Genomic DNA, 24,609 nt, shown 5'->3' with positions numbered 1-24,609 from the left:
GAAGAGGACTTCCGTGGAAACGCTCCCGTACCAGGACCCGACGCTGCCCGTCCCCGAGCGCGTCGGCGACCTGATCGCCCGCATGACCCTGCCCGAGAAGGTCGGGCAGATGCTCCAGCTCGACGCCCAGCCGGGCGTGGACGACCTCGTCGAGGACATCCACGTCGGGTCGATCCTGCACGCCTCGCCGCAGCGCGTGCTCGAGGCCCTCGACGCCGTCGAGCGCACGCGGCTGAAGATCCCGCTGCTCATCGCCGACGACGCCATCCACGGCTACTCGTTCTGGCGCGGCGCGACGATCTTCCCCACCCAGCTGGGCGCCGCGTCGTCCTGGGACCCGGCCGCGGCCGAGCAGATGGCCCGCGTCACGGCCGTCGAGGTCGCCTCCACCGGGCTGCACTGGACGTTCTCGCCCGTCGTCTGCATCACCCGCGACCTGCGCTGGGGCCGCGTCACCGAGACCTTCGGCGAGGACCCGTACCTGCTCGGCGAGCTCGCCGCGGCCATGGTGCGCGGCTACCAGGGCGACGGCCTCGACGACCCCACCGCGATCCTCGCGTGCGCCAAGCACTTCGCCGGGTACTCCGAGACGCAGGGCGGGCGCGACGCCTCCGAGGCCGACATCTCGCGCCGCAAGCTGCGGTCGTGGTTCCTGCCGCCGTTCGAGCGTGTCGCCCGCGCCGGGGCACGCACCTTCATGATCGGGTACCAGTCCACCGACGGCGTCCCGATCGTCGTCAACGAGTGGCTGCTCAAGGAGGTCCTGCGCGGCGAGTGGGGCTGGACCGGCACCCTCATCACCGACTGGGACAACGTCGGCCGCATGATCTGGGAGCAGAAGATCGCCCCCGACCACGCGCACGCCGCCGCGCGCGCCGTCGCCGCCGGCAACGACATGGTCATGACCACGCCCGGCTTCTTCGAGGGTGCGCAGAAGGCCGTCGCCGACGGGCTCCTCGACGAGTCCCAGCTCGACGCGGCCGTCGCGCGCATCCTCACCGTGAAGTTCGAGCTCGGCCTCTTCGAGGACCCGCGCCGCCCCGACCCGGCACGGCAGGCCGAGGTCATCGGCTCCGCCGCGCACCAGGAGATCAACCTGCAGGTCACGCGCAAGAGCCTGGTGCTGCTGCGCAACTCCGGCGTGCTGCCGCTCGGCGGCGACCTCGTCGCGGGCGCCGACGGCCGTGCCACCGGGCCGGCCGGCGACCCTGAGCCGCGCACCATCGCGGTCGTCGGGCCCAACGCGGACGACGTCGACGCCCAGCTCGGCGACTGGGCCGGCCGCTCCGGGCAGGTCGACTGGATGCGCGAGGAGGGCCACCCGCGCGAGATGACCGAGACCGTGCTCGACGGCCTGCGTGCGCTCGCGCCGGCGGGCTGGACCGTCGCGTACGCGCAGGGCGCCGAGATCGGCGAGCTCGGCCCCGACCCGGAGGGCGAGTTCCACCCCGACGGGCAGCCGCGCATGCCGATCCTGCACGCGGCCGAGCCCGACGCGGCGATGATCGCCGAGGCCGTCGCCGCCGCGCGCGGCTCCGACCACGTCGTGGCGGTCGTCGGCGACACCATCGGCCTGATGGGGGAGACCCGCTCCACCGCGACGCTCGAGCTCGTCGGCGGGCAGGTCGCCCTCCTCGACGCGCTGGCCGCGACCGGGACGCCCATGACGGTGGTGCTCATCGCGTCCAAGCCGCTGGTGCTGCCGCAGTCGGCGCTCGACGCCGACGCGATCGTGTGGGCCGCGAACCCCGGCATGCGCGGCGGGCGCGCGATCGCCGAGCTGCTGCTCGGGCTCGTCGAGCCCGCCGGCCGCCTGCCGCTGACGTTCGCCCGGCACGTGGGCCAGCAGCCGGTGTACTACAACCAGGTCCGCGGGCAGCACGGCGCGCGGTACGCCGACCTGACGCAGGACCCGGCGTTCGCGTTCGGCGAGGGGCTGACCTACTCGACGGTCGAGTACTCGGGCCTGACGCTCGACCAGACGCAGCTGACGGCCGACGGCACCGTCCGGGGGCGCGTCACGCTGACGAACACCGGTGCGCGGCCCTCGCACGAGGTCGTGCAGGTCTACATCAGCGACCTCGTCACGTCCGCCACCTGGACGGACAAGGAGCTCAAGTCGTTCGTGCACGTGGACGTGCCCGCCGGCGGGTCCGTCGTCGTCGACGTCGCAGTGCCGGTGTCGGCGTGCACGATCGTCGACGCCCACGAGCGCCGCGTCGTCGAGCCCGGCGACTTCGAGCTCCTGGTGGGCCGCTCGTCCCGCGCCGCCGACCTCCTGCGCACCCCGTTCACGGTCCTCCCCTGACGGATCGCCCCCTCGCCGACCCCGTCATCCCTGCCGCCCCCGCACCCGGCGGCGCCACGGACGACGGGGTCGGCGGGGTGGTCGGGCCCGGCAGGGTCAGGGGCGGATGTCGGTGATCGTCGCCTGCAGGGACGTGCGGAAGCGCTCGTCGCCGTCGAGGTCCGACGGGGTGACCGGCTTGCCGTACGTGGCCGACGCGTAGATCGCCGTGACCAGCTCCAGCGGGCGGCGCGCGTGCGTCACCAGGTCCGGCATCGGCTCACCGGCCCACAGCGCGTCGACCACGGCCCGCACGAGGGGCTCGTGGCCGCTCGGCTCGTCCTCGGCCGGGAACGCCCAGCCGGCCGCCACGTCCTCAGCCACCCCGCGCGCGGGCGTGATCCGCCAGTTCGGGCCCGCGTGGCCGTACAGGTGCTCCACCTCGACGGTCGCCAGCTCGCAGTCGATGCGCACGACCGAGGCCTCGCGCGGGCTGAGGACGCTCGACACGGCCTGCGCGACCACGCCGTTCGCGAACCGCACCACGGCGGTCGACACGTCCTCCATCTCGATGTCCCGCGCGACGCGCCACAGCCGGGCGTCCACCTCGGCCCAGTCGCCGAGCAGGTGCGCGAGCAGGTCCATCTGGTGGATGCCGTGGCCGAGCGTCGTGCCGCCGCCCTCGCCGTCCCACGTGCCGCGCCAGTCGACCGCGTAGTAGTCGTCGCCGCGCAGCCACAGCGTCTGGCACTGGGCGAGCAGCGGACGCCCCAGGGCGCCCGAGTCGAGCAGGTGCTTGACGTGCGCCGCCGCGGTGCCGGTGCGCTGCTGGAACACGATCGCGAACGCGAGCCCGGCGGCGTCGGCGGCCTGCTGCATGTCGTCCAGCTCGGCCAGCGACAGGGCCGGCGGCTTCTCGCACAGCACGTGCACGCCCGCGGCGTACGCGTCGAGGGTCTGCTGCCGGTGCAGGTCGGGCGGGGTGCACAGGATCACCAGGTCGAGGCGCTCGGCGGCCAGCAGCTCGGTGTGCGTGGCGTACCGGCCCGGCACGCCGTACCGGTCGGCGAACTCGGTGCGCCGGGCCTCGCTGCGGTTCGACACCGCGACGAGCTCGATGCGCGGGTCGGCCTCGACCGCCTGCGCGTGCAGGTGCGCGACCGCACCCGTGCCGACGATCGCGGCGCGCAGCGGCGCCCGTCCGGGGTCCTGCTGATGCCCGTCCTGGTGGCTCACGACGACGCTCCCTCGCGCTCGCTGGTTGCCGGTCGCGGACAGCGTACGACATCCGGCAAGCGCTTCCCGTCGCGGGCGCCGCCCCGGGTCGAGGTCAGTAGCCGGCGGTGCTCGCGCGCACGACGAGCTCGGGCTGGAACAGCACCCGCTGGTGCTCGGCGCCGTCGCCCGCCGCCGCCTCGCGCAGCAGCAGGTCCGCCGCGGTCCACCCCAGGGTGTGCGTCGGCTGGTGCACGCTGGTCAGCGGCACCGTCAGCATCGGCGCGATCGCGACGTCGTCGTACCCGACCACGGCCATGGACGCCGGCACGGGCACGTCGGCGCGGCGCAGCGCCCGCAGCGCACCCAGCGCGGTGAGGTCGTTGACGCAGAACGTCGCGGTCGGCCGGCGGTCCGACCCCATCGCGAGGATCTCGTTCATCGCCTGCTCGCCGGCGTCGGCGTTGAGCGAGCCGACCGTGACCTCGGTCAGCACGTCCTCGGGGTCCCGCCCGGCGGCGACGAGGGCCGCGACCACGCCGGCGCGGCGGTCCACGCACTGGCGGATGGTGTCGGGGCCGTTGACGAACGCCAGGCGCTCGTGCCCGAGGGCGAGCAGGTGCTCCACGGCGAGCTGCCCGCCGCGCACGTCGTCGACGCCGACGCTGGACACGTCCTCGACCTCGCTCGTCGCGTCGAGCAGGACCACGCCCACCCCGCGGTCCCGCATCGCGAGGATGACGTCGAGCGAGCCCTGCGACGGCGTCACCAGCACGCCCTGCACGCCGTGCTCCTCGTACAGGCGCAGGTAGCGGGCCTCGCGCTCCGGGTCCTCGTCCGACGACGACAGCATCAGCGTGTACTCGTCGGGCGCGAGCCGGTCCTCGATGCCCCGGGCGACCTCGGTGAAGAACGGGTTCGCGATGTCGAGCACGATCGCGCCGACGGTGCGGATGGTGCCGGCGCGCAGCTGCCGGGCCGACGCGTTGCGGACGAAGCTCATCTCCTCGATCGCGGCCTGGACGCGCTCGCGGGTGGCGGGCGTGACCTGGTCGGGCCGGTTGAGCACGTTGGACACCGTGCCGACCGAGACGCCGGCGCGCTTGGCGACGTCGGTGATCGACGGCCTGCGTGCGCGGCCGTTCTGCTGCGTCGCCATCGACCGTCCTCCTTCGTCCGCGCCCGTCGCTGCGCGGACCTCGTGATCGTAACCAGCCCGCGCCCGGGGCGGCGGCACGTGCCACGGCGCGGGGTGCCATGATGGCGGAAAGCGCGATCCGGCAGCGACGCCGCCTCGTTGACACGGCGTCCCGCTGCTCCCTACAGTGATCATGAATCGTTTCATGGACGAAAGCGGAGGTCGACGATGACCCGCGTGTGCTTCGTCTCGCGTGTGCGCCCCGACCGCCTCGACGAGTACCGCCGCCGGCACGCCGCCGTGTGGCCGGAGATGCTCGAGGCGCTGCGGGACAGCGGCTGGCGGGACTACCACCTCTACCTCACCCCGGACGGGCAGCTCCTCGGCTTCGTCGAGACACCCGACCTCGCCGCCGCGCAGGCCGCCATGGCCGCGACCGGCGTGAACGCCCGCTGGCAGGCCGAGATGAGCGAGTTCTTCGTCGACGACGGCAACCCCGACGAGGGGTTCGTCGTCGTCGAGGAGGTCTTCCACCTCGAGGCCCAGCTCGCCGCCGCGGGCCTGCCGACCGCCCCTGCAGCACCCGCCGCCCCGACCGACGCCGACGTCGTCGCGGCGCAGCCCCCGACCCCCGCCGCACGGCACCCGCACGACCACCAGGAGCAGGCATGAGCCAGACACCCGCCGGGCAGGACGCCGGCACGCGGGAGGAGCGCGCGCTGGCCGCGCTCGCCCAGCAGACCATCGAGCTGCCGTCCTGGGCGTTCGGGAACTCCGGCACCCGGTTCAAGGTGTTCGGGCAGGCCGGCGTGCCGCGCGACCCCTTCGAGAAGATCGCCGACGCGGCCCAGGTGCACCGCTTCACCGGCGTCGCGCCCCGCGTGTCCCTGCACATCCCGTGGGACAAGGTCGACGACTTCGACGCCCTGTCCGCGCACGCCCGTGACCTGGGGGTGAGCATCGGCGGCATCAACTCGAACCTGTTCCAGGACGACGAGTACATGCTCGGCTCGCTCACGCACCCCGACGCCGCGGTGCGCAAGAAGGCGGTCGCGCACCACCTCGAGTGCATCGACGTCATGGGCGCCACGGGCTCGCACGACCTGAAGATCTGGTTGCCGGACGGGCTCAACTACCCCGGCCAGGACTCGATCCGGGCCCGGCAGGACCGCCTGGCCGACTCCCTCCAGCAGATCTACGCGGCGCTGACCGCGGCCGACCCGGACCACCGGCTGATCCTGGAGTACAAGTTCTTCGAGCCGTACTTCTACACGATGGACGTGCCGGACTGGGGCACCTCGCTGCTGCACTGCCTCGCGCTCGGGGACCGCGCGATGGTCGTGCTCGACACGGGCCACCACGCGCCCAACACGAACATCGAGTTCATCGTGGCCCAGCTCCTGCGCGTGGGGCGCCTGGGGGCGTTCGACTTCAACAGCCGGTTCTACGCCGACGACGACCTCATGGTCGGCGCGGCCGACCCGTTCCAGCTGTTCCGGATCATGCACGAGATCGTGCAGTCCGGGGCCCTGGCGCCCGACTCGGGCGTCAACTTCATGCTCGACCAGTGCCACAACATCGAGCCGAAGATCCCCGGGCAGATCCGGTCCGTGATGAACGTGCAGGAGGCCACGGCGAAGGCCCTGCTCGTCGACCCCGACGCGCTGCTCGTGGCCCAGCAGTCCGGTGACGTCCTCGGGGCCAACGGCCTGCTGATGGACGCGTACGCGACCGACGTCCGTCCGCTGCTGGCGCGCCTGCGCGAGCAGCAGGGGCTCGACCCCGACCCGCTGGGCGCGTACGCGCGCAGCGGCTACGCCGACACGATCGTGGCCGGGCGCGTGGGCGGCGCGCAGGCCGGATGGGGAGCCTAGAGACCATGACGACGCCGACGAACTCCAGCCCGTCGACGCCTGCCGAGCAGCTCATCGCCCGGTCCAACCGCCTGGGCTCCGACCCGCGCGTGACGAACTACGCCGGGGGCAACACGTCCGCCAAGGGGACCGCGACCGACCCGGTCACGGGGCGCGACGTGGAGCTCCTGTGGGTCAAGGGCTCGGGCGGGGACCTGGGCACGCTCACGGAGAAGAACCTGGCCGTGCTGCGCCTGGACCGCCTGCGCTCGCTGGTCGACGTCTACCCGGGCGTGGACCGCGAGGACGAGATGGTCGCCGCGTTCGACTACTGCCTGCACGGGCGTGGCGGCGCGGCACCGTCGATCGACACGGCCATGCACGGCCTGGTCGACGCGGCGCACGTGGACCACCTGCACCCCGACGCGGGCATCGCGCTCGCGACCGCGGCCGACGGCGAGTCGCTGACGGCCGAGGTCTTCGGCGACCGGGTGGTGTGGGTGCCGTGGCGGCGCCCGGGCTTCCAGCTCGGGCTCGACATCGCGCAGGTCAAGGAGAAGAACCCGCAGGCGATCGGGTGCGTGCTCGGCGGGCACGGCATCACCGCCTGGGGCGACACCTCCGAGGAGGCCGAGGCCCGCTCGCTCGAGATCGTCCGCACCGCGGAGGCGTTCGTCGGGGAGCGCACGGCGGCCCTGGCCGCGCAGGGCCGCCACCCGTTCGGGGCCGTGCGCCCCGGGTACGAGGCGCTCCCGGAGGCCGAGCGGCGGGCCCGCGCGGCCGCGCTCGCCCCGGTGGTCCGGGGCCTGGCGTCGACGGACCGCCCGCAGGTGGGGCACCTGACCGACTCCGACGTCGTGCTCGACCTGCTGGCCCGCGAGAAGCTCGCGCACCTCGCGGCGCTCGGCACGTCCTGCCCCGACCACTTCCTGCGGACCAAGGTCAAGCCGCTGGTCGTGGACCTGCCGGCGGACGCCCCGCTCGACGACGTCGTCGCCCGGCTGCGCGAGCTGCACGCCGCCTACCGCGAGGACTACGCCGCGTACTATGCGCGTCACGCGACGCCCGGCAGCCCCGCGATGCGCGGCGCCGACCCGGCCGTGGTGCTCGTGCCCGGTGTCGGCATGTTCTCGTTCGGCAAGGACAAGCAGACCGCGCGCGTGGCCGGCGAGTTCTACGTCAACGCCATCAACGTCATGCGGGGCGCCGAGGCCATCAGCACGTACGCGCCGATCGACGAGGCCGAGAAGTTCCGCATCGAGTACTGGGCGCTGGAGGAGGCCAAGCTCGCGCGGATGCCCGCCCCGAAGCCCCTGGCCACGCGGGTCGCGCTCGTCACGGGTGCCGGGTCGGGCATCGGCCGGGCGATCGCGCAGCGGCTGGCGGCCGAGGGCGCCTGCGTCGTCGTCGCCGACGTCAACCTCGAGGGCGCCGAGCAGGTCGCCGCCGAGCTGGGCGGGCCCGACGTGGCCGTCGCGGTGCGCGCGGACGTCACCGACGAGGACGCGGTCGCCGACCTCGTCCGGGCGACGTGCCTGGCGTTCGGCGGCGTCGACCTCGTGGTCAACAACGCCGGCCTGTCGATCTCCAAGCCGCTGCTGGAGACGACGGCCCGGGACTGGGACCTGCAGCACGACGTGATGGCCCGCGGCTCGTTCCTCGTGGCCCGCGAGGCCGCCCGCGCGATGATCGCGCAGGGCATGGGCGGCGACGTCGTCTACATCGCGTCGAAGAACTCGCTGTTCGCGGGGCCCAACAACATCGCGTACTCGGCGACGAAGGCCGACCAGGCGCACCAGGTGCGGCTGCTGGCCGCCGAGCTCGGCGAGCACGGCATCCGCGTCAACGGGGTCAACCCCGACGGCGTGGTCCGCGGCTCGGGGATCTTCGCCGCCGGCTGGGGCGCCCAGCGCGCCGCGACGTACGGCGTGCCCGAGGAGAAGCTCGGCGAGTACTACGCGCAGCGCACCCTGCTGAAGAAGGAGGTGCTGCCCGAGCACGTCGCGGCCGCCGTCGTCGCGCTCACCGGCCCCGACCTCGTGCAGACCACCGGCCTGCACGTGCCCGTCGACTCCGGCGTCGCCGCGGCGTTCCTGCGCTGACGCCCCCACCCAGGAGGACCCCGTGACCACCACCCCGCCCGTGCCGGCCTTCGCGGCCGTCGACCTGGGCGCGTCCAGCGGGCGCGTCATCGTCGGGCGCGTGCTCGACGCCGGCACGGACGGGGCGCGGGTCGACCTGCACGAGGTCACGCGGTTCGGCAACGGGCCCGTCGGGGTGCCGCGCGGCGGGCCCGACGGGGGCACCCGCCTGCACTGGGACGTGCTGGCCCTGTGGCGCGGCGTGCTCGACGGTCTGCGCGCCGCGAACCGGGAGGCCGGCGCCCTCGCGGGGGTCGGTGTCGACTCCTGGGCCGTCGACCACGGGCTGCTCGACGCGGACGGCGCCCTGCTGGGCAACCCCGTGCACTACCGCGACGCCCGCACCGCCGGCGTGCCCGAGCGCGTGTTCGCGACCGTCCCGGCCGCCGAGCTGTACGCGCGCACGGGCCTGCAGGTGCAGCCCTTCAACACGGTCTTCCAGCTGGTCGCCGCGCAGGGCGAGGCCCAGCTCGCGGCCGCGCGCCGCCTGCTGCTGGTGCCCGACCTGCTGGGGGCGTGGCTCACCGGCGAGCAGGTCGCGGAGGTCACCAACGCGTCGACCACCGGGCTGCTCGACGCCTCCACCCGCACGTGGGCGACGGACCTGGCCGTGCGGCTGGGTGTCGACACCGCCCTGCTGCCGCCGCTGCGCGACCCGGGGCGCCTGCTCGGGCACGTGCGCCCCGACCTGGCGGCGGACCTCGGGCACCACACGCCGCTGCCGGTGTGGACGGTCGGCTCGCACGACACCGCGTCGGCCGTGGTCGCCGTGCCCGCGCAGGGCGAGGACTTCGCGTACGTCTCCTGCGGCACGTGGTCGCTGGTCGGCCTGGAGCTGCCCGCCCCGGTGCTCTCCGAGGAGTCGCGCACCGCGAACTTCACCAACGAGGCCGGTGTCGACGGCACGGTCCGGTACCTGAAGAACGTCATGGGCCTGTGGGTGCTCTCGGAGTCGGTGCGCACGTGGCACGAGGCCGGGCTGCCCGCGGAGCTGCCCGACCTGCTGGCGGCCGCCGCCCGCGTCCCCGGGCTGACGACGGTGGTCGACCTCGACGACCCGGCGTTCCTGCCGCCGGGGGACATGCCGGCCCGCATCGCCGCCGCCGCGGACGCGACCGGGCAGACGCCCCCGCAGTCGCAGGCCGAGACGGTGCGGTGCATCCTCGACTCCCTCGCGCTGGCGTACCGGCGGGCCGTGCGGCAGGCGTCCGCGCTGGCCGACCGTGAGGTGCGGGTCGTGCACCTCGTCGGCGGCGGGGTGCGCAACACGCTGCTGTGCCGGCTGACGGCGGACGCGACGGGGCTGCCGGTCGTGGCCGGGCCCGTCGAGGGTGCCGCGCTGGGCAACGTGCTGGTCCAGGCGCGGGCCGCGGGCGTGCTCGACGGTGACCTCGCGGCCCTGCGAGCCGTCGGGGCCCGCGGGCTCGCGCTGACCCGGTACGAGCCCGACCCGCAGGCGGAGGCGCGGTGGCGTGCCGCCGAGCAGCGCCTCGCCGGCGCCGCGGTCGCCCTCGCGCGCTGAGGGCGCGCGCGCCCGAGGCGCACGGCTAAACGATTCTGCGGCCCGTCCGGCCTTCGCGCGGCGCCCGTGCTGTGCGAGTGTGAACGTACACATCGCCGGATCGGAGCGGTTCCCGCCCAGTCCGACGCCGCCGGACGGTCGACGACGACCGCCCGCCGACGCGGCGCCGGACGTCCCGCGCAGCGTGCCCGCACCCGTGCCCGGGGGCGTGCGCGCCTGCGTCCGGGCGCCCCGACCCGACGCCGCCCCACCCGCCGTGCGACGGGTGGCCGTCGAGAGGGTGGACATGCAGAACCCAGTGCGCAGAGGACGGCGGGCGACCCTCGTCGCCACGGTCGCCGTCGCCGCCATGACGTTCACCGGGGTGCTCGCCGCGCTGCCGGCCCAGGCCGCCGCGAGCACGCTCGGTGCCGCCGCCGCGCAGAGCGGCCGGTACTTCGGTGCCGCGATCGCCGGGGGCCGCATGAACGACACGGCCTACATGGCGATCGTCGACCGCGAGTTCAGCTCGGTCGTGGCCGAGAACGAGATGAAGATGGACGCCACCGAGCCCCGGCAGAACCAGTTCAGCTTCACCGCCGGCGACCGGCTGGTCAGCTACGCGCAGAGCCGGGGCAAGCAGGTGCGCGGCCACACCCTCGCGTGGCACGCGCAGCAGCCCGCCTGGATGCAGGGGATGTCCGGAAGCGCGCTGCGCAGCGCGATGCTCAACCACGTCACGCAGGTCGCCGCGCACTACCGGGGCAAGATCCACTCCTGGGACGTGGTCAACGAGGCCTTCGCCGACGGCTCCTCCGGCGGGCGCCGGGACTCGAACCTGCAGCGCACGGGCAACGACTGGATCGAGGCCGCGTTCCGCGCCGCCCGAGCCGCCGACCCGGGCGCCAAGCTCTGCTACAACGACTACAACATCGACTCGATCAACCCGAAGTCCACGGGCGTCTACAGCATGGTCCGTGACTTCAAGGCGCGGGGCGTGCCGATCGACTGCGTCGGGTTCCAGTCGCACTTCGGCACCACGATCCCCGGCGACTACCGCGCGAACCTGCAGCGGTTCGCCGACCTGGGCGTCGACGTGCAGATCACCGAGCTCGACATCGAGCAGGGCTCCAACCAGGCCAACGCCTACCGCCAGGTCACGCAGGCGTGCCTGGCCGTGAGCCGCTGCACGGGCATCACCGTGTGGGGCGTGCGGGACTCCGACTCGTGGCGCACGGGCGCGAACCCCCTGCTCTTCGACGCGTCGGGCAACAAGAAGCCGGCGTACACCGCGGTGCTCGACGCCCTCAACGCGGCGAGCCCGTCGCCGACCCCCACGCCCACCCCCACGCCCACCCGGACGCCGACGCCGACCCCCACGCCGACACCGACCTCCGGCACCGGCGCCTGCCAGGTCGCGTACTCCGTCCCGTCCCAGTGGGGCGGCGGGTTCACCGCCAACATCCGCATCACCAACCGCGGCCCAGCCGTCAGCTCGTGGGCGCTGGCGTTCACGTTCCCCGGCAACCAGACCGTGCAGCAGGCGTGGAACGGCGTCGCCACCCAGGCGGGCAACCAGGTGACGATCCGCAACGCCTCGTACAACGGCACCGTGCCCACCGGCGGCACGGTCGAGATCGGCTTCAACGGCGGGTTCTCGGGGTCCAACCCCGCACCCACGGCGTTCACGCTCAACGGCGTCGCCTGCTGACCGGCGCTCCCGTCCCGCACCCCGCGCCGGCCCCGCCTCAGGCCGGCGCGGGGTGCGACCCACCGCTCGTCCGCCCGCTCGGAAGGAACGTCCATGCCGAACCGTCGCCGTCCGTCGCTCGCGGGGCTCGTCACCGCGGCCCTCGCGCTCGGGGCCGTGGGCCTCGTCGCACCGCCCGCGGCGCAGGCCGCCGCCGGGTGCGCGGTCACGTACACCGTGACGTCGCAGTGGTCCGGGGGGTTCGGCGCCGAGGTCGCCGTCACCAACCTCGGTGACCCGCTGACCCGGTGGGCCCTGGAGTGGTCCTTCCCGGCGGGGCAGACGGTCACGCAGCACTGGAACGCGACGCTCACGCAGACGGGGAGCCAGGTGAGCGCGTCGAACGCCGCGTGGAACGGCAGCCTTCCGACGGGCGGTCGGGCGCAGCTCGGGTTCAACGGCACGTGGGCGGGTGCGAACACCGCGCCGACGGCGTTCCGGCTCAACGGGACCGCGTGCACGGGGTCCGTCGGCCCGACGGCCACCCCGACGCCGGGCACCACGCCGACGCCCACCCCCACGAGCACGCCGAGCCCGACGTCGTCGCCGACGCCGACGCCCACGGCGAGCCGCCCGCCGCTGACGAACCCGCTGGTCTGGCAGGACTACCCGGACCTCGACATCGTCCGGGTCGGCGACACCTACTACTCGTCCGCGTCGAGCTTCCACCTCTCGCCCGGTGCGCCCGTGCTGCGCTCGTACGACCTGGCGAACTGGGAGGTGGCCGGGCACTCGGTGCCGACGCTGGACTTCGGCGACCGGTACGACATGAACGGCGGCACCGCGTACGTCAAGGGCATCTGGGCGTCGTTCTTCACGTACCGGCCCAGCAACCAGACGTTCTACTGGGGCGGCTGCATCGACGGCCGGACGTACGTGTACCGGGCCCGCCAGGTCGGCGACACGTGGCAGCGGCACACGACGATCGACCGGTGCTACTACGACGCCGGCGCCCTGGTCGACACCGACGACACGATGTACGTCGCCCACGGCAACACGAGCATCTCGGTGGCCCAGCTCTCCGCGGACGGCACCCGCGAGGTCCGCAACCAGCAGGTCTTCCAGACGCCGTCGAGCATCGGCACCCTCGAGGGTGCGCGGATGTACAAGAAGGACGGCAGCTACTACATCTGGCTGACGCGCCCGGCGAACGGGCAGTACGTGCTGCGCTCGACGAACGGCCCCTTCGGCCCGTACACGGTGCGCCAGGTGCTGCTCGACCTGCCCGGGCCGATCAGCGGCGGCGGCGTGCCGCACCAGGGCGGCCTCGTGCAGACGCAGAAGGGCGACTGGTACTACCAGGCGTTCGTCGACGCGTACCCGGGCGGGCGCGTGCCCGTCATCGCCCCCATCACGTGGACCGCGGACGGGTGGCCGCAGGTCACCACGGTGGGCGGGCGCTGGGCCGCCCAGTACCCGGCGGCGGACCTGCCCCCGGCGCCGCGCCAGGTGACGCCGATGGTCGGCCCGGACACGTTCAGCACGCCGACCCTGTCGCACCGGTGGGAGTGGAACCACGACCCGGACACGACCCGGTTCTCCACGGGCGACGGCCTGCGCCTGCAGACGGCGACCGTGACGACCGACCTCTACCGCGCCCGCAACACCCTCACCCACCGCACGGTCGGCCCGCAGTCGACGGCCACGATCGAGATGGACGTGTCCCAGATGCGGCCCGGCGACCGGGCGGGGCTGGCGATGCTGCGCGACTCCTCGGCGTGGGTGGGGGTGAAGAACGACGGCGGCCGGCTGCGCGTCGTCATGGCCAGCGGCATGGAGATGAACAGCTCCTGGCAGACCACGTCGACGGGTGCGGAGGTCGCGGGCGTCGACCTGCCCGGCACGAAGGTCTGGCTGCGCGCCACGGCCGACATCCGCCCCGGGGCGGGCCGGCAGGCGCTGTTCTCATACAGCACCGACGGCCGGACGTTCACGCGCCTCGGCCCGGGCTTCACGCTGAAGAACCAGTGGCAGTTCTTCCTCGGCTACCGCTACGGCATCTTCAGCTACGCGACCCAGTCCCTGGGCGGGGCGGTCACGGTCGAGAGGTTCGACCTGACGACGCCGTGACGCCGTGGTGGGATGGTCGGTCGTGAGCCTCGACGACGCCGACCGTCCCGCCGACCCCGCCGACCCGGGCCCCCTGCCGGCCCCGCACGCCCGCCGCACGCCCCCGGCGGGCGTGCCGGGCGCACCGGCGGCGCTCGACGGGTCGCCCGCCTGGTGGTGCGGGCTCGTGACGCTGCTGTGCATCCCCGTGCTCAGCAACGTCGTCGCGGTGGTCGCGGTGCTCGTCTACCGCTCGGCCGCGCGCGAGCGGCTGACGCCGACGGGTGCGGAGGTGGTCCGGCGCGCGGCGAACTGGCAGCTGAGCCTGCTGCTGTACGTCACCGTGCTGATCACCGTGCACGTGGTCGTGCTGGCGAGCGGCGCGGTCGAGGGCGCGTCGTTCCTGCCGTTCGGGCTCGTGATCCTCACGGCCCTGGGGCTGCTGGTCTACAACGCCGTGCTCTGCGTGCTGGGCGCGGCGCGGGCGTCGACCGGCCGCCTCGTCGCGGTGCCGCTGGCCCTCCCGCTGCTGCGCTGACCGGCCGGTGCCTGCCCGGTGCCGGCCCCGTGCCGGCCCCGTGCCGGCCCGGTGCCGCGCCGCGGCCGCGCGAGGTGACGGACCGGCCGCCGGGCGGTGAACTCTTCGCGAACGCTGGGCCGCGACCGTCACGAGCCGGACGGGCGTCCGGGTGCGCGGGTCGACGATGGCACCGTGACCACGTCGATGCCCTCCGCCCCCGTCACGACGGTCGCGCCCACCCTGCTGCGGGAGGTCGCCGTGCCGGTCCAGGTGGTCCGGGCGCAGGACGCGATGAGCGACGTCGAGGTGCTGTTCCGCGCGCCACGGCTGGACGCGGTCGCGGTGCACGACGCCGCGCAGGGCCGGGTCGGTCTGCTCACCCGGCACCGGTACACCGAGGTGATGACCGGGCGGCTCGGGTACGGGCGGGCCGTGATGACGCGCCGCGAGGTCGGCCAGGTCGCGGACTGGGACGCGCTCGTGCTCGACCCGTCGACGACGGTGGTCGACGCCGCGCGCACCGCGATGGCCCGGGACGCGGCCCGCCGGCACGACGACGTGCTCGTGCCGGGCCCGTCGTGGTCGGCCGCCAGCACCGCCGACCTGGTGTCCGCGCTGACGGCGGCGCTGGCCGACCGGGCCGCGCGCGACCCGCTGACGGGCCTGCTGACGCGGGCGCACCTGCTGGCGACGATGACGCGCTGGGCGGCCGAGGCGGTCGCGGGGACGCGGCGGCGCCTGCTGCTGGTGGGGCTGGACGTGGTCGCGATGGCCGACCTGAACGCGTCGGCGGGGTTCGCCGCGGGCGACGAGGTGCTGCGGGGCGTGGCGGCGCGCCTGCGGGGCACGATGCCGAACGGCTCGGTGGTCGCGCGGCTCGACGGCGACGCGTTCGCGGTGCTGGTGCTGCTGCCGGCGGTGTACGACGACCGGGCGGTGGAGCTGACGTCGGCGCTGCGGGACCGGGCCGTCGAGGCGTGCGCGGGCGTGGGCCCGCGGGTCCGGGCGGCCACGTCGGCGTCGCTCGCCGGGTGGGCGGACCCCGACCTGCTGCTCATGGAGGTCGAGCGCGGGCTGCGCTCGACGCCGCACGGGTCGCCGCCCGCGACCGGGCAGCTGCCGGCGCGGGGGCACTGAGGCCCGCGCGCCGGCGGCTGCGGCCGTCAGGCGTCGAGGGCGCGGGACCCGGCGACGGCGTCGGGCAGGGCGTCGGCGAGCTCGCGCGTGTGCGCGTGCTGCGGGTCGCGCAGCACGTCGCGCAGCGGGCCGCTCTCGATGAGCGTGCCGTCGGCGAGCACGTGCACGTGGGTGGTGAGCCGGTCGAGCAGGCGCAGGTCGTGCGAGGCGACGAGCAGGCCGATGCCCTCGGCGTGCACGAGCGCGCGGATGTCGGCGACGACCTCGTCGCGCATGCCGGCGTCGACGGCGGTCAGCGGCTCGTCGAGCAGCAGCAGGTCGGGCCGGGCGGCCAGGGCGCGGGCGATGGCGACGCGCTGCCGCTCGCCCCCGGACAGGGAGCCGACGCGGCGCGTCACGAAGCGCACGGGCAGGCCGACCACGCCGAGCGCGGCCTCGACGTCGTGGTTGGTGGACCGGCCGGCCTTGCGGGCCTCGCCGAACGCGTCGTTCATGGTCTGCTCGACGCTGCGGTCGGGGTCGATGCCCGCCAGGCCGTTCTGGTGGACGGTGCGCAGCCGCGCGCGCACGGCCTTGCGGTGCCGCATCGGGGTGCGGCCGACGGGGATGCCGGCGAAGGTCACGTGCCCGCGGCCGGGGCGCAGCCCGCCGCCGAGGACCTCGACGAGCGTGGACTTGCCGACGCCGGAGCGGCCGACCAGCCCGACGGCGTCGCCGGGGCGCAGCGTGAGGTCGACGCCCGCGAGCACGGGCGGGCCGCCGTAGCCCGCCCAGACGTCGGTGGCCTGGAGGACGGCGGGGGTGCTGCTCATGCGGTGGCTGCTCTCGTGGGTCGGCGTGCGCGGCCGGTGCGGCCGCTCCTGGTCCCCAACGTACGACGCGGCCCGGGGGATCCCGGCATCGGCGACCGATGCGAGCCCGACCCGTGCGCGACCTGGGGACGAACGTCCCGCGACGACGGCCCGCCGGGGGAGGACGCTGTGTTGAAAGGATTCAAACCGAGGAAGGCCACCGATGACGACGTCGACCGCCCACCGCGCGGACCACCAGCTGCGCGAGGAGATCCTCTACTGGTGCCGCGAGTCCGTGCGCACCGGGCTGAACTTCAACACCCAGGGCAACATCAGCGTCCGCCTGCCCGAGCACGAGGCGATAGTCATCACGCCGTCGGGCGTCCGGTACGACGTCCTGACCCCCGAGCAGATGGTCGTCGTCGGCTACGACGGGCGCGTCGTCGAGGGCGACCTGTTCCCCTCCACCGAGACGGACGTGCACCTCGCGCACTACCGCGCCCGCCCCGACGTGCACGCGATCGTGCACACCGAGTCCCCGTACGTGAACATGTTCGGCGCCGTCGGCCGGCCCATCGACCCCGTGCTGCTCAACATGGTGCTCTACGCCAAGGGCGCCGTGCCTGTCATGCCGTTCGAGTTCTCCACCAACGCCGACTTCGGCGCGCGCAGCGCCGCGACCATGGGCGACGACGTCAACGCGGTCGTGTGGGCCAACCACGGGCTGCTGTCCGTCGGGCAGGACCTCGCCGGCGCCTTCAAGGTGGCCGTCGCCGTCGAGGCCAACGCCCAGGTGCTCTTCGGCGCCCTCCAGCTGGGCACGCCCCGCCTGCTCGAGCTCGCCGACATCGTGATCCCCGAGGGCGCCCGCCTGCCCTGATGCCGACCGCGGGGGCCCCTGCTGCACGGGTGCGCCCGCGGCCCGTCCACCGGGCCCGCCCGGGCCCCGACCACCCGCGCCGCGGCTGCGGCGCGTCGCGAGGAGGCGACATGGTCCACCGCATGATCTGGAACCAGACGGCGTACTTCGGCCCCGGGGCCGTCGACGTCGTCCCCGACGAGCTGACCCGCCGCGGGTTCACCAAGGCCCTCGTCGTGTCCGACCAGGTGCTCGTCGACGCGGGCGTCACGGCCCGCGTCACCGACCTGCTCGACGCCGCCGGCTTCCCCTACGAGGTCTTCTCCGACGTCGCGCCCAACCCGCCGATCGAGAACGTCCAGGCCGGTGTCGCCGCGTTCGCCGCCGCCGGCGCGGACGTGCTCGTCGCGGTCGGGGGCGGCTCCCCGCAGGACACGTGCAAGGCCGTCGGCATCATCACGGCCAACCCCGAGTTCGCGGACGTCCGCTCGCTCGAGGGCGTCGCCGCCACGCGGAACCCGTCGGTGCCGATCGTCGCGATCCCCACCACCGCGGGCACCGCCTCGGAGACGACGATCAACTACGTCATCACCGACACCGAGAACCAGCGCAAGTTCGTCTGCGTCGACCCGCACGACATCCCCGTCCTCGCGGTCGTCGACCCGCAGATGATGGCCTCGGCGCCGCGCGCGCTCAAGGTCGCGACCGGCCTGGACGCTCTCACGCACGCCATCGAGGGGTACGTCACCGCCGGCGCCTGGGAGCTGTCCGACCTGTTCCACCTCAAGGCGGTCCAGGTGATCGCGTCCTCGCTGCAGGCGTCCGCCGACGGCGACGCCGACGCGGCCGACCGCATGGCCCTCGCGCAGTACGTGGCCGGGATGGGCTACTCCAACGTGGGCCTGGGCCTCGTGCACGCCATGGCGCACCCGCTCGGCGCGTTCTACGGCGCCCCGCACGGCGTCGCCAACGGCATCCTGCTCGCCCCGGTGATGGCCTTCAACGCCCCGGCGACGGGGGAGAAGTACCGCGACGTGGCCGCGGCCTTCGGCGTCGACACCTCCGCGATGCCCCTCGACGAGGCGCGGGCCGCCGCCGTCGGCGCCGTCGCCCGTCTGACCGCGGACCTCGGCAACCCCACCCGCCTGCGGGACGTCGGCGCGACCGAGGGCGACCTGCGCGCGCTCGCGGAGGCCGCGGCCGCGGACGTGTGCGCCGGCGGCAACCCCCGCCCGGCGTCGGTCGACGAGATCGAGGAGCTGTACCGCTCGATCCTGTGACGGTCCCGTGCAGCCGGTGTGCAGACCGCCCGGCCCCGTCCGGGGTCCGGGCGGTCGGCCGCCGGCCCGGTCGTAGGCTTCGCCGGCATGACGAACCGCCTGCCCGCCGTCGTGCCGGCCGCCCTCGTCCTCACGCTCGTCCTGGCCGGGTGCGCGAGCGCCGGCCCGGGGGCGTCGGACGGCACCACGAGCACGGCCGCGGCGGTGGTGCCGGACGCGGGCGACGTGCTCGAGGCGCCGACGGACGCCGTGACGTCCGGGGTGCCGATCGCGCGCCACATGCGGGACGTCGGCACGTGCGGCGAGGTCGCGAAGGTCGTGGGGGCGCTCGTCGAGGACCTGCCGCTGGTGCGGTCGGCGTCGCAGTTCGAGGAGTCGCGGTTCGTGTGCGTGTGGGGCGACGACGAGGTGTCCCGCCGCTCGGACCTCGTGCAGGTCACCGTCACCGGGGCTGTCGGCGACCTCAGCACGGGGGTCCTGACGGCCGACGAGATGGGCACGGCGGGGGTGGAGGAGATCCCCGACGCCGACGTCGACGCGGCCGACGGGGTGGCGTACACCCTGACGTCCGAGACCGACGCCGCGGACGAGGTGACCGTCACCGTGACGGTGCCGCACGCCGAGGTCACGCTCACGGTGGCGCAGTGGGGCGAGCTGCCCGACCTCGACCCGGAGCGCGGGGTGACGGTCGCCAAGCGGCTCCTCGACCTGGGCTGAGGGGTCCCGGCCGGGACGTCCGCTCAGCCGAGCGTGGCGGTCACGACCAGCAGCACCGGCACGCAGAGCACGGTGGTGACCAGCCCCGCGTCGCGGGCCAGCGCCTCGCCGCGTCCGTACTGCATGGCGTAGACCAGCACGTTCTGCGCGGTGGGCAGCGACGCCATCGCGACGACGGCGAGCAGCGCGGGCGCGGGCAGCCCGAGCGCCGCGCCCAGCGCCCAGGCCAGCACGGGGTGCGCGACGCTGCGCAGCCCCACGGCCAGGGCGAGCTCGCGGCGCGGCGCCCGGGAGGCGGCCGTGCGCGGCACCGCGAGCGACATGCCGAACGTCAGCAGCGCGAGCGGGGCCGCGGCCGCGCCCACCAGGGCGAAGGGCTGGTACACGACCTCGGGCAGCCGCCACGGCAGGGCGGCCAGCACCAGCCCGGTCAGGGTGCCGACGATGATCGGGTTCGACAGCGTCCGGCGGACGACCGCCCGGACCCGCAGCGTCCAGGCGCGCCCGGACCGCGGGTCCTCGTCCGGTGCGGCCGCGGTGGCACGGGCGTCGAGCACCGCGAACGCCACGGGTGCGAGCACGAGGAGCTGGAAGAGCAGGGCGGGCACGACCGCGACCGCGTCGCCCAGCAGGTACACCGCGAGCGGCAGCCCGAGGTTGCCCGCGTTGACGTAGGACGAGGCGAGCGTACCGACCGTCACCTCGGCCGCGCCCCGGCGCCAGACCAGCCGCAGCACGAGCACCGCGGTGAGCGCGACGAGCACGGTCGAGGACCAGGTCACCACGGCCGTGCGCGAGAGCAGCAGGTGCAGGTCGGCGTGGGCCACGGTGACCAGCAGCAGCGCCGGGGTGGCGACGGCGAACACGACGCGCGCGAGCACGGGCGCGGCCCGCTCGCCCAGGGTGCCGGTGCGGCCGAGCAGCCAGCCGACGGCGATCACGGCGCCGAGGGTGCCGAGCGCGCTGAGCACGGCTCCCATCAGCGGCGCGTCCTGGTCACCGGCCGATCCTCCCACGGGTCCGAGCGAGGGGAAAGCGCTTGCCAACCACGGCGGGACCGTGGCACGATCGCCCTGCCGCCGCTGCGCGCGGCACCGTCACCGCCGACGGCACGCGTCGGCGGCACCTCGCACGGAGGAAGGCACCGATGCCCGCAGTCGCACTGGTCACCGGAGGCAACCGCGGGATCGGACTCGGCATCAGCCGCCGCCTCGTCGCCGACGGGTACGCCGTCTCGATCCTCGCCACCCGCGAGGAGCCCGTCGACGTGCTCGCCGAGCTGCGCGACGCCGCCGGCGACCCGGCGCTGGTCCGGTACGTGCGCGGGTCCGTCGCCGACCTCGACGACCACCGCCGCTACGTCGACGACGCCGTGGACGCGTGGGGCCGGCTCGACCTGCTGGTCAACAACGCCGGCGTCGCGCCCAGCGTGCGCGCCGACCTGCTCGACGCCGACGCCGAGTCCTTCGACCGCGTGCTCGGCATCAACCTGCGCGGCCCGTACTTCCTCACGCAGGAGTTCGCGCGCCGCGTCATCGCGCTGCGCGGCCCGCTGGAGCACCTGCCCGAGCCGCCCGCCGGCCCGGTCGCCACGATCGTCAACGTCTCGTCGATCTCGGCCACGACCGTCTCGACCAACCGCGGCGACTACTGCATCTCCAAGGCGGGCGTCGGCATGGCCACCCAGCTGTGGGCCGCGCGCCTGGGCCCCGAGGGCGTCGTCGTCTACGAGGTCCGCCCCGGCGTCATCGCCACCGACATGACCGCGGGCGTGACGGGCAAGTACGACGCGCTCATCGAGCAGGGCCTGGCCCCCGTCAACCGCTGGGGCCGCCCGGCCGACGTCGCGGGCGCCGTCGCGATCCTGGCCTCGGGCCAGACGCCGTACTCGACGGGCGAGGTCTTCCACGTCGACGGCGGCATGCACATCCCCACCCTCTGAGCCCGACCCGCCCCCACCCCTGACGCCTGCACCGGAGCCGACGTGACGCACCACGACCCCCAGGACCTGCGCATCGACGGGCACCTCGTGCCGGTCGTGACCGCCCAGACCGTCGTCGTCGGCACCGGCTCGGCCGGGTACTGCGCGGCCGACCGCCTCGTGCAGGCGGGCCACGACGACGTCGTCATGGTCGCCGACAAGATCGGCGCCGGCGCGTCCCGCAACGCGGGCTCGGACAAGCAGACGTACTACAAGCTCACGCTCTCGGGCGGCGACGACGACTCCGTGCGCGAGATGGCGCAGACGCTGTACTCCGGCGGTGCGATGGACGGCGACAACGCGCTCGCCGAGGCCGCGCTGTCCGCGCGCGGGTTCCTGCACCTGGTCGATCTGGGTGTGCCGTTCCCGCAGAACCGGTACGGGGAGTTCATCGGCTACAAGACCGACCACGACCCGCGCCGGCGGGCGACGTCCGTCGGGCCGTACACGAGCCGGACGATGGTCGAGAAGCTCGAGGCCAAGGTGCAGCGCGACGGCACCCGGGTCTTCGACGAGTGCCGCGTCGTCGACGTCGTCACCGTGCCCGACCCCGACGGCGGTCCGGGCGCGCGCCGGGTGGCGGGCCTGCTCGTGCTGCGCACCGACGTGCCCCACGACGGCGCCGCGAGCCCGTGGCTGCTGTTCCGCTGCACCAACCTCGTCTACGCGACCGGCGGCCCGGCGGGCATGTACGCGACCCGGGTGTTCCCCAACGGGCAGTGGGGCGCGTCGGGGGCGGCGTACCGCGCGGGCGTGCACGGCAAGAACCTCACCGAGTGGCAGTTCGGGCTCGCGTCGACCAAGCCGCGGTGGAACGTCTCGGGCACGTACATGCAGGTGGTGCCGCGGTTCGTCTCGACCGACGCGGACGGCGGCGACGAGCGCGAGTTCCTCACGGAGGCGGTCCCCGACTACGGGCGGCTCCTGTCGCTGGTCTTCCTCAAGGGCTACCAGTGGCCGTTCGACATCCGCAAGGCCCTCGACGGGTCCTCGCTGATCGACCTGCTGGTGTACCGCGAGACGGTGCTGCGCGGGCGGCGTGTGTTCCTCGACTTCCGCCGCAACCCCGTCCAGGACGCGTTCGACCCGAGCGCGCTGAGCCCCGAGGCGTACGCGTACCTGGAGAAGGCCGACGTGCTCTTCGGCACCCCCGTGCAGCGGCTGCGGCGCATGAACGAGCCCGCGTACCAGTTCTACCTGGACAAGAACCCGTACGTGGACCTCGAGAAGGACATGCTCGAGGTCGACGTGTGCGCGCAGCACAACAACGGCGGCCTCGTCGTCGACGCCTGGTGGCAGTCCAACGTCACGGGCTTCTACCCGGTGGGCGAGGCCGGCGGGGCGCACGGCGTCTACCGGCCCGGCGGTGCCGCCCTCAACAGCGGGCAGGTCGGGGCGACCCGCGCGGCCCAGCACGTCGCCGCGCACGGCACCACCCCGCCGCTCGACGACGCCGCGTTCGCCGCGGCCGCGGGCCCGGTGCTGGGTGCCGCGCTCGACCTGACGGCCCGCGCGACCGGCCGCGCCGCCGCGGGGGTGCCGGACAACACCGGCGACCTGCTGCGCGAGGTCCAGGTGCTCATGAGCGCCAAGGCCGGCCCGGTGCGCTCCGCCGAGTCGATCCACGAGGCGCTCGTGCAGGTGCACGCGTGGCTGCGCGACTACGACGACCTGGTGACCGCCGACGCGGGCTCCCGCCGCGCCGTCAACCGCACCTTCCTCGTCCGCGACATCCTCACCAGCGCCTACGTGTACCTGTCGGCCATGGCCGACTACGTCGCGCACGGCGGGCGCTCGCGCGGCTCCGTGCTCTACACCGACGCCGCCGGGTCCCTCCCGCACGTCGGGCACGGCCCGGACGCCGCCACCGAGCTCGACCTGCCGGAGATCTTCCGCTTCACGCTCGACGGCGGCGCCCTCGACGAGGAGGTCCAGGAGACCGCGTGGCTCGCGCCCGGCGAGACCGCCCCCGACGGCGCCTGGGCCCCGGTCGTGCCCCGCGACGGCGACGACCCCGCCGGCACCCCCGTGTTCCGCTGGCGCCCGCGCCGACCCCTGCCGGAGGACGACGACTTCTTCGAGAACGTGTGGCGCGAGTTCCGCGAGCACGGGAACGTGCTGTGAGCGCCGCGACCGCCGCCGCCCACGCGAACGCCGGCCTCGACGCGGTCGTCCCGCTGCCCGACCCCCGGGTCGAGGTCCGCGGCGCCGCGTGGCTGGAGGAGACGACGGGCGGGCTGCTCCCGCACCGGCTGCCCGCCGCCGCGCGCCCCCGGTTCCCCGACGACTTCGTGCGCCTGTGCGACGAGCAGCCCGCCGGTGTGCGGCTGCGCCTGCGCACGGCCGCGACCCGCCTGGCCGTCGAGGTGCGCGTGCACCGCGTCGCCGTCGACCCCCAGCCCGTCGGCCCGCCGCAGCGCTGGGACGTGGTCGTCGACGACGAGGTCGTCGAGCAGCCCGCCGGCTGGGGCGTCGCCCCCGTGTGCGGCGTCATCGCCCTCGACCCGCTGCGCGGCACCACCACCGAGCACCCCGCGCCCGTGACCACCGTGCTGCTGGACCTCGGCCCCACCGACCACGAGCGCCGCGTCGAGGTGTGGCTCCCGCACGGCGAGACCGTGCGCCTGCTCGCCGTCCGTGCCGACGCACCCCTGACCCGTCCCCGCCCGCCGCGCCACCGTCCCCGCTGGGTGCACCACGGCTCCTCGATCAGCCACGGCGCCAGCGCCGACCGCCCCACCGGCACGTGGGTCGCCACCGCCGCCCGCGCCGCCCGCCTCGACCTGGTCAACCTCGGCATGTCCGGCAACGCCGTGCTCGACCCGTGCGTCGCCCGCGCCATCCGCGACCAGCGTGCCGACCTCATCACCCTCAAGCTCGGCATCAACGTGGTCAACCACGACTGCTTCACGCGGCGCTCCTTCGCGCCCGCCGTCCACGGGTTCCTCGACACCGTCCGCGAGGGCCACCCGCAGACCCGTCTCGTCGTCATCTCCCCGCTGCTGTGCCCCCTCGTCGAGGACGTCCCCGGCCCCACCTCCATCGACCCCGCGTCCCCGCCCGGAGCCCCCGTGTTCCGCACCGCCGGCCGCCCCGAGGACCTCGCCGACGGCCGCCTCACCCTCACGGCGATCCGCGACGAGCTCGCCGCCGTCGTCGCCCAGCGCCGCGCCGAGGGCGACCTGGCCCTCACCTACGTCGACGGCCGCGACCTGTGGGGCGAGGCCGACGAGGCCGAGCTCCCCATGGCCGACCGCATGCACCCCGGCCCCGCCGCCCACCGCCGCATCGGCACCCGCGCCGCCGCCCTCCTGGCCGGCACGGGCGACCTCGGCCTCCCGGTGCCGCTGCTCGGAGGCGACGGGGTCTAGCTCGGCTCGAACGTCGACG

The 24,609-nt window shown here is 74.8% G+C and carries 19 protein-coding genes; 15 read left to right on the top strand and 4 right to left on the bottom strand.

Annotated features, from left to right (window positions below):
* Positions 1-13 precede the first annotated feature (13 nt).
* The gene (locus BKA21_RS07575; protein WP_140457669.1) at positions 14-2,308 is read left to right on the top strand and encodes an exo-beta-d-1,3/1,6-glucosidase; all 2,295 of its coding nucleotides are present in this window, start codon (positions 14-16) and stop codon (positions 2,306-2,308) included.
* A 96-nt stretch (positions 2,309-2,404) separates the two neighbouring features.
* On the opposite strand, the gene BKA21_RS07570 is transcribed toward BKA21_RS07575, so the two are convergent.
* Positions 2,405-3,523, bottom strand: coding sequence for a Gfo/Idh/MocA family protein (locus BKA21_RS07570; RefSeq protein WP_140457668.1), 1,119 nt, complete (start codon positions 3,521-3,523; stop codon positions 2,405-2,407).
* Positions 3,524-3,617: 94 nt separating this feature from the next.
* On the bottom strand, positions 3,618-4,661 hold the full coding sequence (locus BKA21_RS07565; protein ID WP_140457667.1) for a LacI family DNA-binding transcriptional regulator: 1,044 nt from the start codon (positions 4,659-4,661) through the stop codon (positions 3,618-3,620).
* Between the two features lie 207 nt (positions 4,662-4,868).
* Here BKA21_RS07565 and BKA21_RS07560 point away from each other — a divergent pair, with 207 nt between their 5' ends.
* The 8 genes from BKA21_RS07560 to BKA21_RS19430 all read left to right on the top strand — a co-directional run bounded on the left by BKA21_RS07560 (position 4,869) and on the right by BKA21_RS19430 (position 15,591).
* Complete coding sequence (locus BKA21_RS07560) at positions 4,869-5,312, top strand: L-rhamnose mutarotase (protein WP_140457666.1); 444 nt, start codon at positions 4,869-4,871, stop codon at positions 5,310-5,312.
* Positions 5,309-6,514 (top strand): L-rhamnose isomerase, encoded by a 1,206-nt coding sequence (gene rhaI, locus BKA21_RS07555; protein ID WP_140457665.1) that lies wholly within the window; start codon positions 5,309-5,311, stop codon positions 6,512-6,514. The genes BKA21_RS07560 and rhaI overlap by 4 nt, the downstream gene beginning before the upstream one ends.
* A 5-nt stretch (positions 6,515-6,519) precedes the next feature.
* A complete protein-coding gene (locus BKA21_RS07550) occupies positions 6,520-8,595 on the top strand; it encodes a bifunctional aldolase/short-chain dehydrogenase (RefSeq protein ID WP_140457664.1) in 2,076 nt (691 codons plus the stop codon).
* Between the two features lie 22 nt (positions 8,596-8,617).
* Positions 8,618-10,156, top strand: coding sequence for a rhamnulokinase (locus tag BKA21_RS07545; RefSeq protein WP_239072702.1), 1,539 nt, complete (start codon positions 8,618-8,620; stop codon positions 10,154-10,156).
* A gap of 286 nt (positions 10,157-10,442) precedes the next feature.
* Positions 10,443-11,846 (top strand): glycoside hydrolase family 10 protein, encoded by a 1,404-nt coding sequence (locus BKA21_RS07540; RefSeq protein ID WP_140457663.1) that lies wholly within the window; start codon positions 10,443-10,445, stop codon positions 11,844-11,846.
* A gap of 93 nt (positions 11,847-11,939) precedes the next feature.
* Positions 11,940-13,955, top strand: coding sequence for a cellulose binding domain-containing protein (locus BKA21_RS07535; protein ID WP_140457662.1), 2,016 nt, complete (start codon positions 11,940-11,942; stop codon positions 13,953-13,955).
* Positions 13,956-13,977: 22 nt separating this feature from the next.
* Positions 13,978-14,472 (top strand): magnetosome magnetite crystal formation protein family, encoded by a 495-nt coding sequence (locus tag BKA21_RS07530; RefSeq protein WP_170208913.1) that lies wholly within the window; start codon positions 13,978-13,980, stop codon positions 14,470-14,472.
* Between the two features lie 174 nt (positions 14,473-14,646).
* Positions 14,647-15,591, top strand: coding sequence for a diguanylate cyclase domain-containing protein (locus BKA21_RS19430; RefSeq protein ID WP_140457660.1), 945 nt, complete (start codon positions 14,647-14,649; stop codon positions 15,589-15,591).
* 26 nt (positions 15,592-15,617) lie between these two features.
* Here BKA21_RS19430 and BKA21_RS07520 read toward each other — a convergent pair whose 3' ends face one another.
* Entirely contained in the window at positions 15,618-16,403 is a 786-nt protein-coding gene (locus BKA21_RS07520; protein ID WP_140457659.1) for an ATP-binding cassette domain-containing protein, read from the bottom strand.
* 202 nt (positions 16,404-16,605) lie between these two features.
* Here BKA21_RS07520 and BKA21_RS07515 point away from each other — a divergent pair, with 202 nt between their 5' ends.
* The 3 genes from BKA21_RS07515 (at position 16,606) to BKA21_RS07505 (ending at position 19,238) form a co-directional block, all read left to right on the top strand.
* On the top strand, positions 16,606-17,262 hold the full coding sequence (locus tag BKA21_RS07515; protein ID WP_140457658.1) for a class II aldolase/adducin family protein: 657 nt from the start codon (positions 16,606-16,608) through the stop codon (positions 17,260-17,262).
* Between the two features lie 110 nt (positions 17,263-17,372).
* On the top strand, positions 17,373-18,521 hold the full coding sequence (gene fucO, locus BKA21_RS07510) for a lactaldehyde reductase (protein WP_140457657.1): 1,149 nt from the start codon (positions 17,373-17,375) through the stop codon (positions 18,519-18,521).
* Between the two features lie 87 nt (positions 18,522-18,608).
* Positions 18,609-19,238, top strand: coding sequence for a hypothetical protein (locus tag BKA21_RS07505; protein WP_140457656.1), 630 nt, complete (start codon positions 18,609-18,611; stop codon positions 19,236-19,238).
* Between the two features lie 23 nt (positions 19,239-19,261).
* Here the strand turns inward: BKA21_RS07505 and BKA21_RS07500 are convergent, their stop codons facing one another.
* Entirely contained in the window at positions 19,262-20,218 is a 957-nt protein-coding gene (locus BKA21_RS07500) for an AEC family transporter (RefSeq protein WP_140458375.1), read from the bottom strand.
* A gap of 167 nt (positions 20,219-20,385) precedes the next feature.
* Here BKA21_RS07500 and BKA21_RS07495 point away from each other — a divergent pair, with 167 nt between their 5' ends.
* Genes BKA21_RS07495 through BKA21_RS07485 form a run of 3 tightly spaced genes read left to right on the top strand, consistent with a single transcriptional unit; the run spans position 20,386 to position 24,590 of the window.
* Positions 20,386-21,180: a 3-ketoacyl-ACP reductase gene (locus tag BKA21_RS07495; RefSeq protein WP_140457655.1), complete on the top strand. Its 795-nt coding sequence runs from the start codon at positions 20,386-20,388 to the stop codon at positions 21,178-21,180.
* A gap of 42 nt (positions 21,181-21,222) precedes the next feature.
* Positions 21,223-23,343, top strand: a complete 2,121-nt coding sequence (locus BKA21_RS07490) for an FAD-binding protein (protein WP_179625334.1) — start codon at positions 21,223-21,225, stop codon at positions 23,341-23,343.
* Positions 23,340-24,590: a GDSL-type esterase/lipase family protein gene (locus BKA21_RS07485; RefSeq protein ID WP_203793373.1), complete on the top strand. Its 1,251-nt coding sequence runs from the start codon at positions 23,340-23,342 to the stop codon at positions 24,588-24,590. Before BKA21_RS07490 ends, BKA21_RS07485 begins: the two co-directional genes overlap by 4 nt.
* The last annotated feature ends 19 nt before the right edge of the window (positions 24,591-24,609 follow it).

Origin of the sequence: Cellulomonas oligotrophica (genome assembly GCF_013409875.1) — a bacterium.
GTDB classification, from domain to species: Bacteria; Actinomycetota; Actinomycetes; order Actinomycetales; family Cellulomonadaceae; genus Cellulomonas; species Cellulomonas oligotrophica.
Note: the sequence above shows the minus strand (reverse complement) of the source record. Positions and strands in the feature narration are given on the sequence as shown.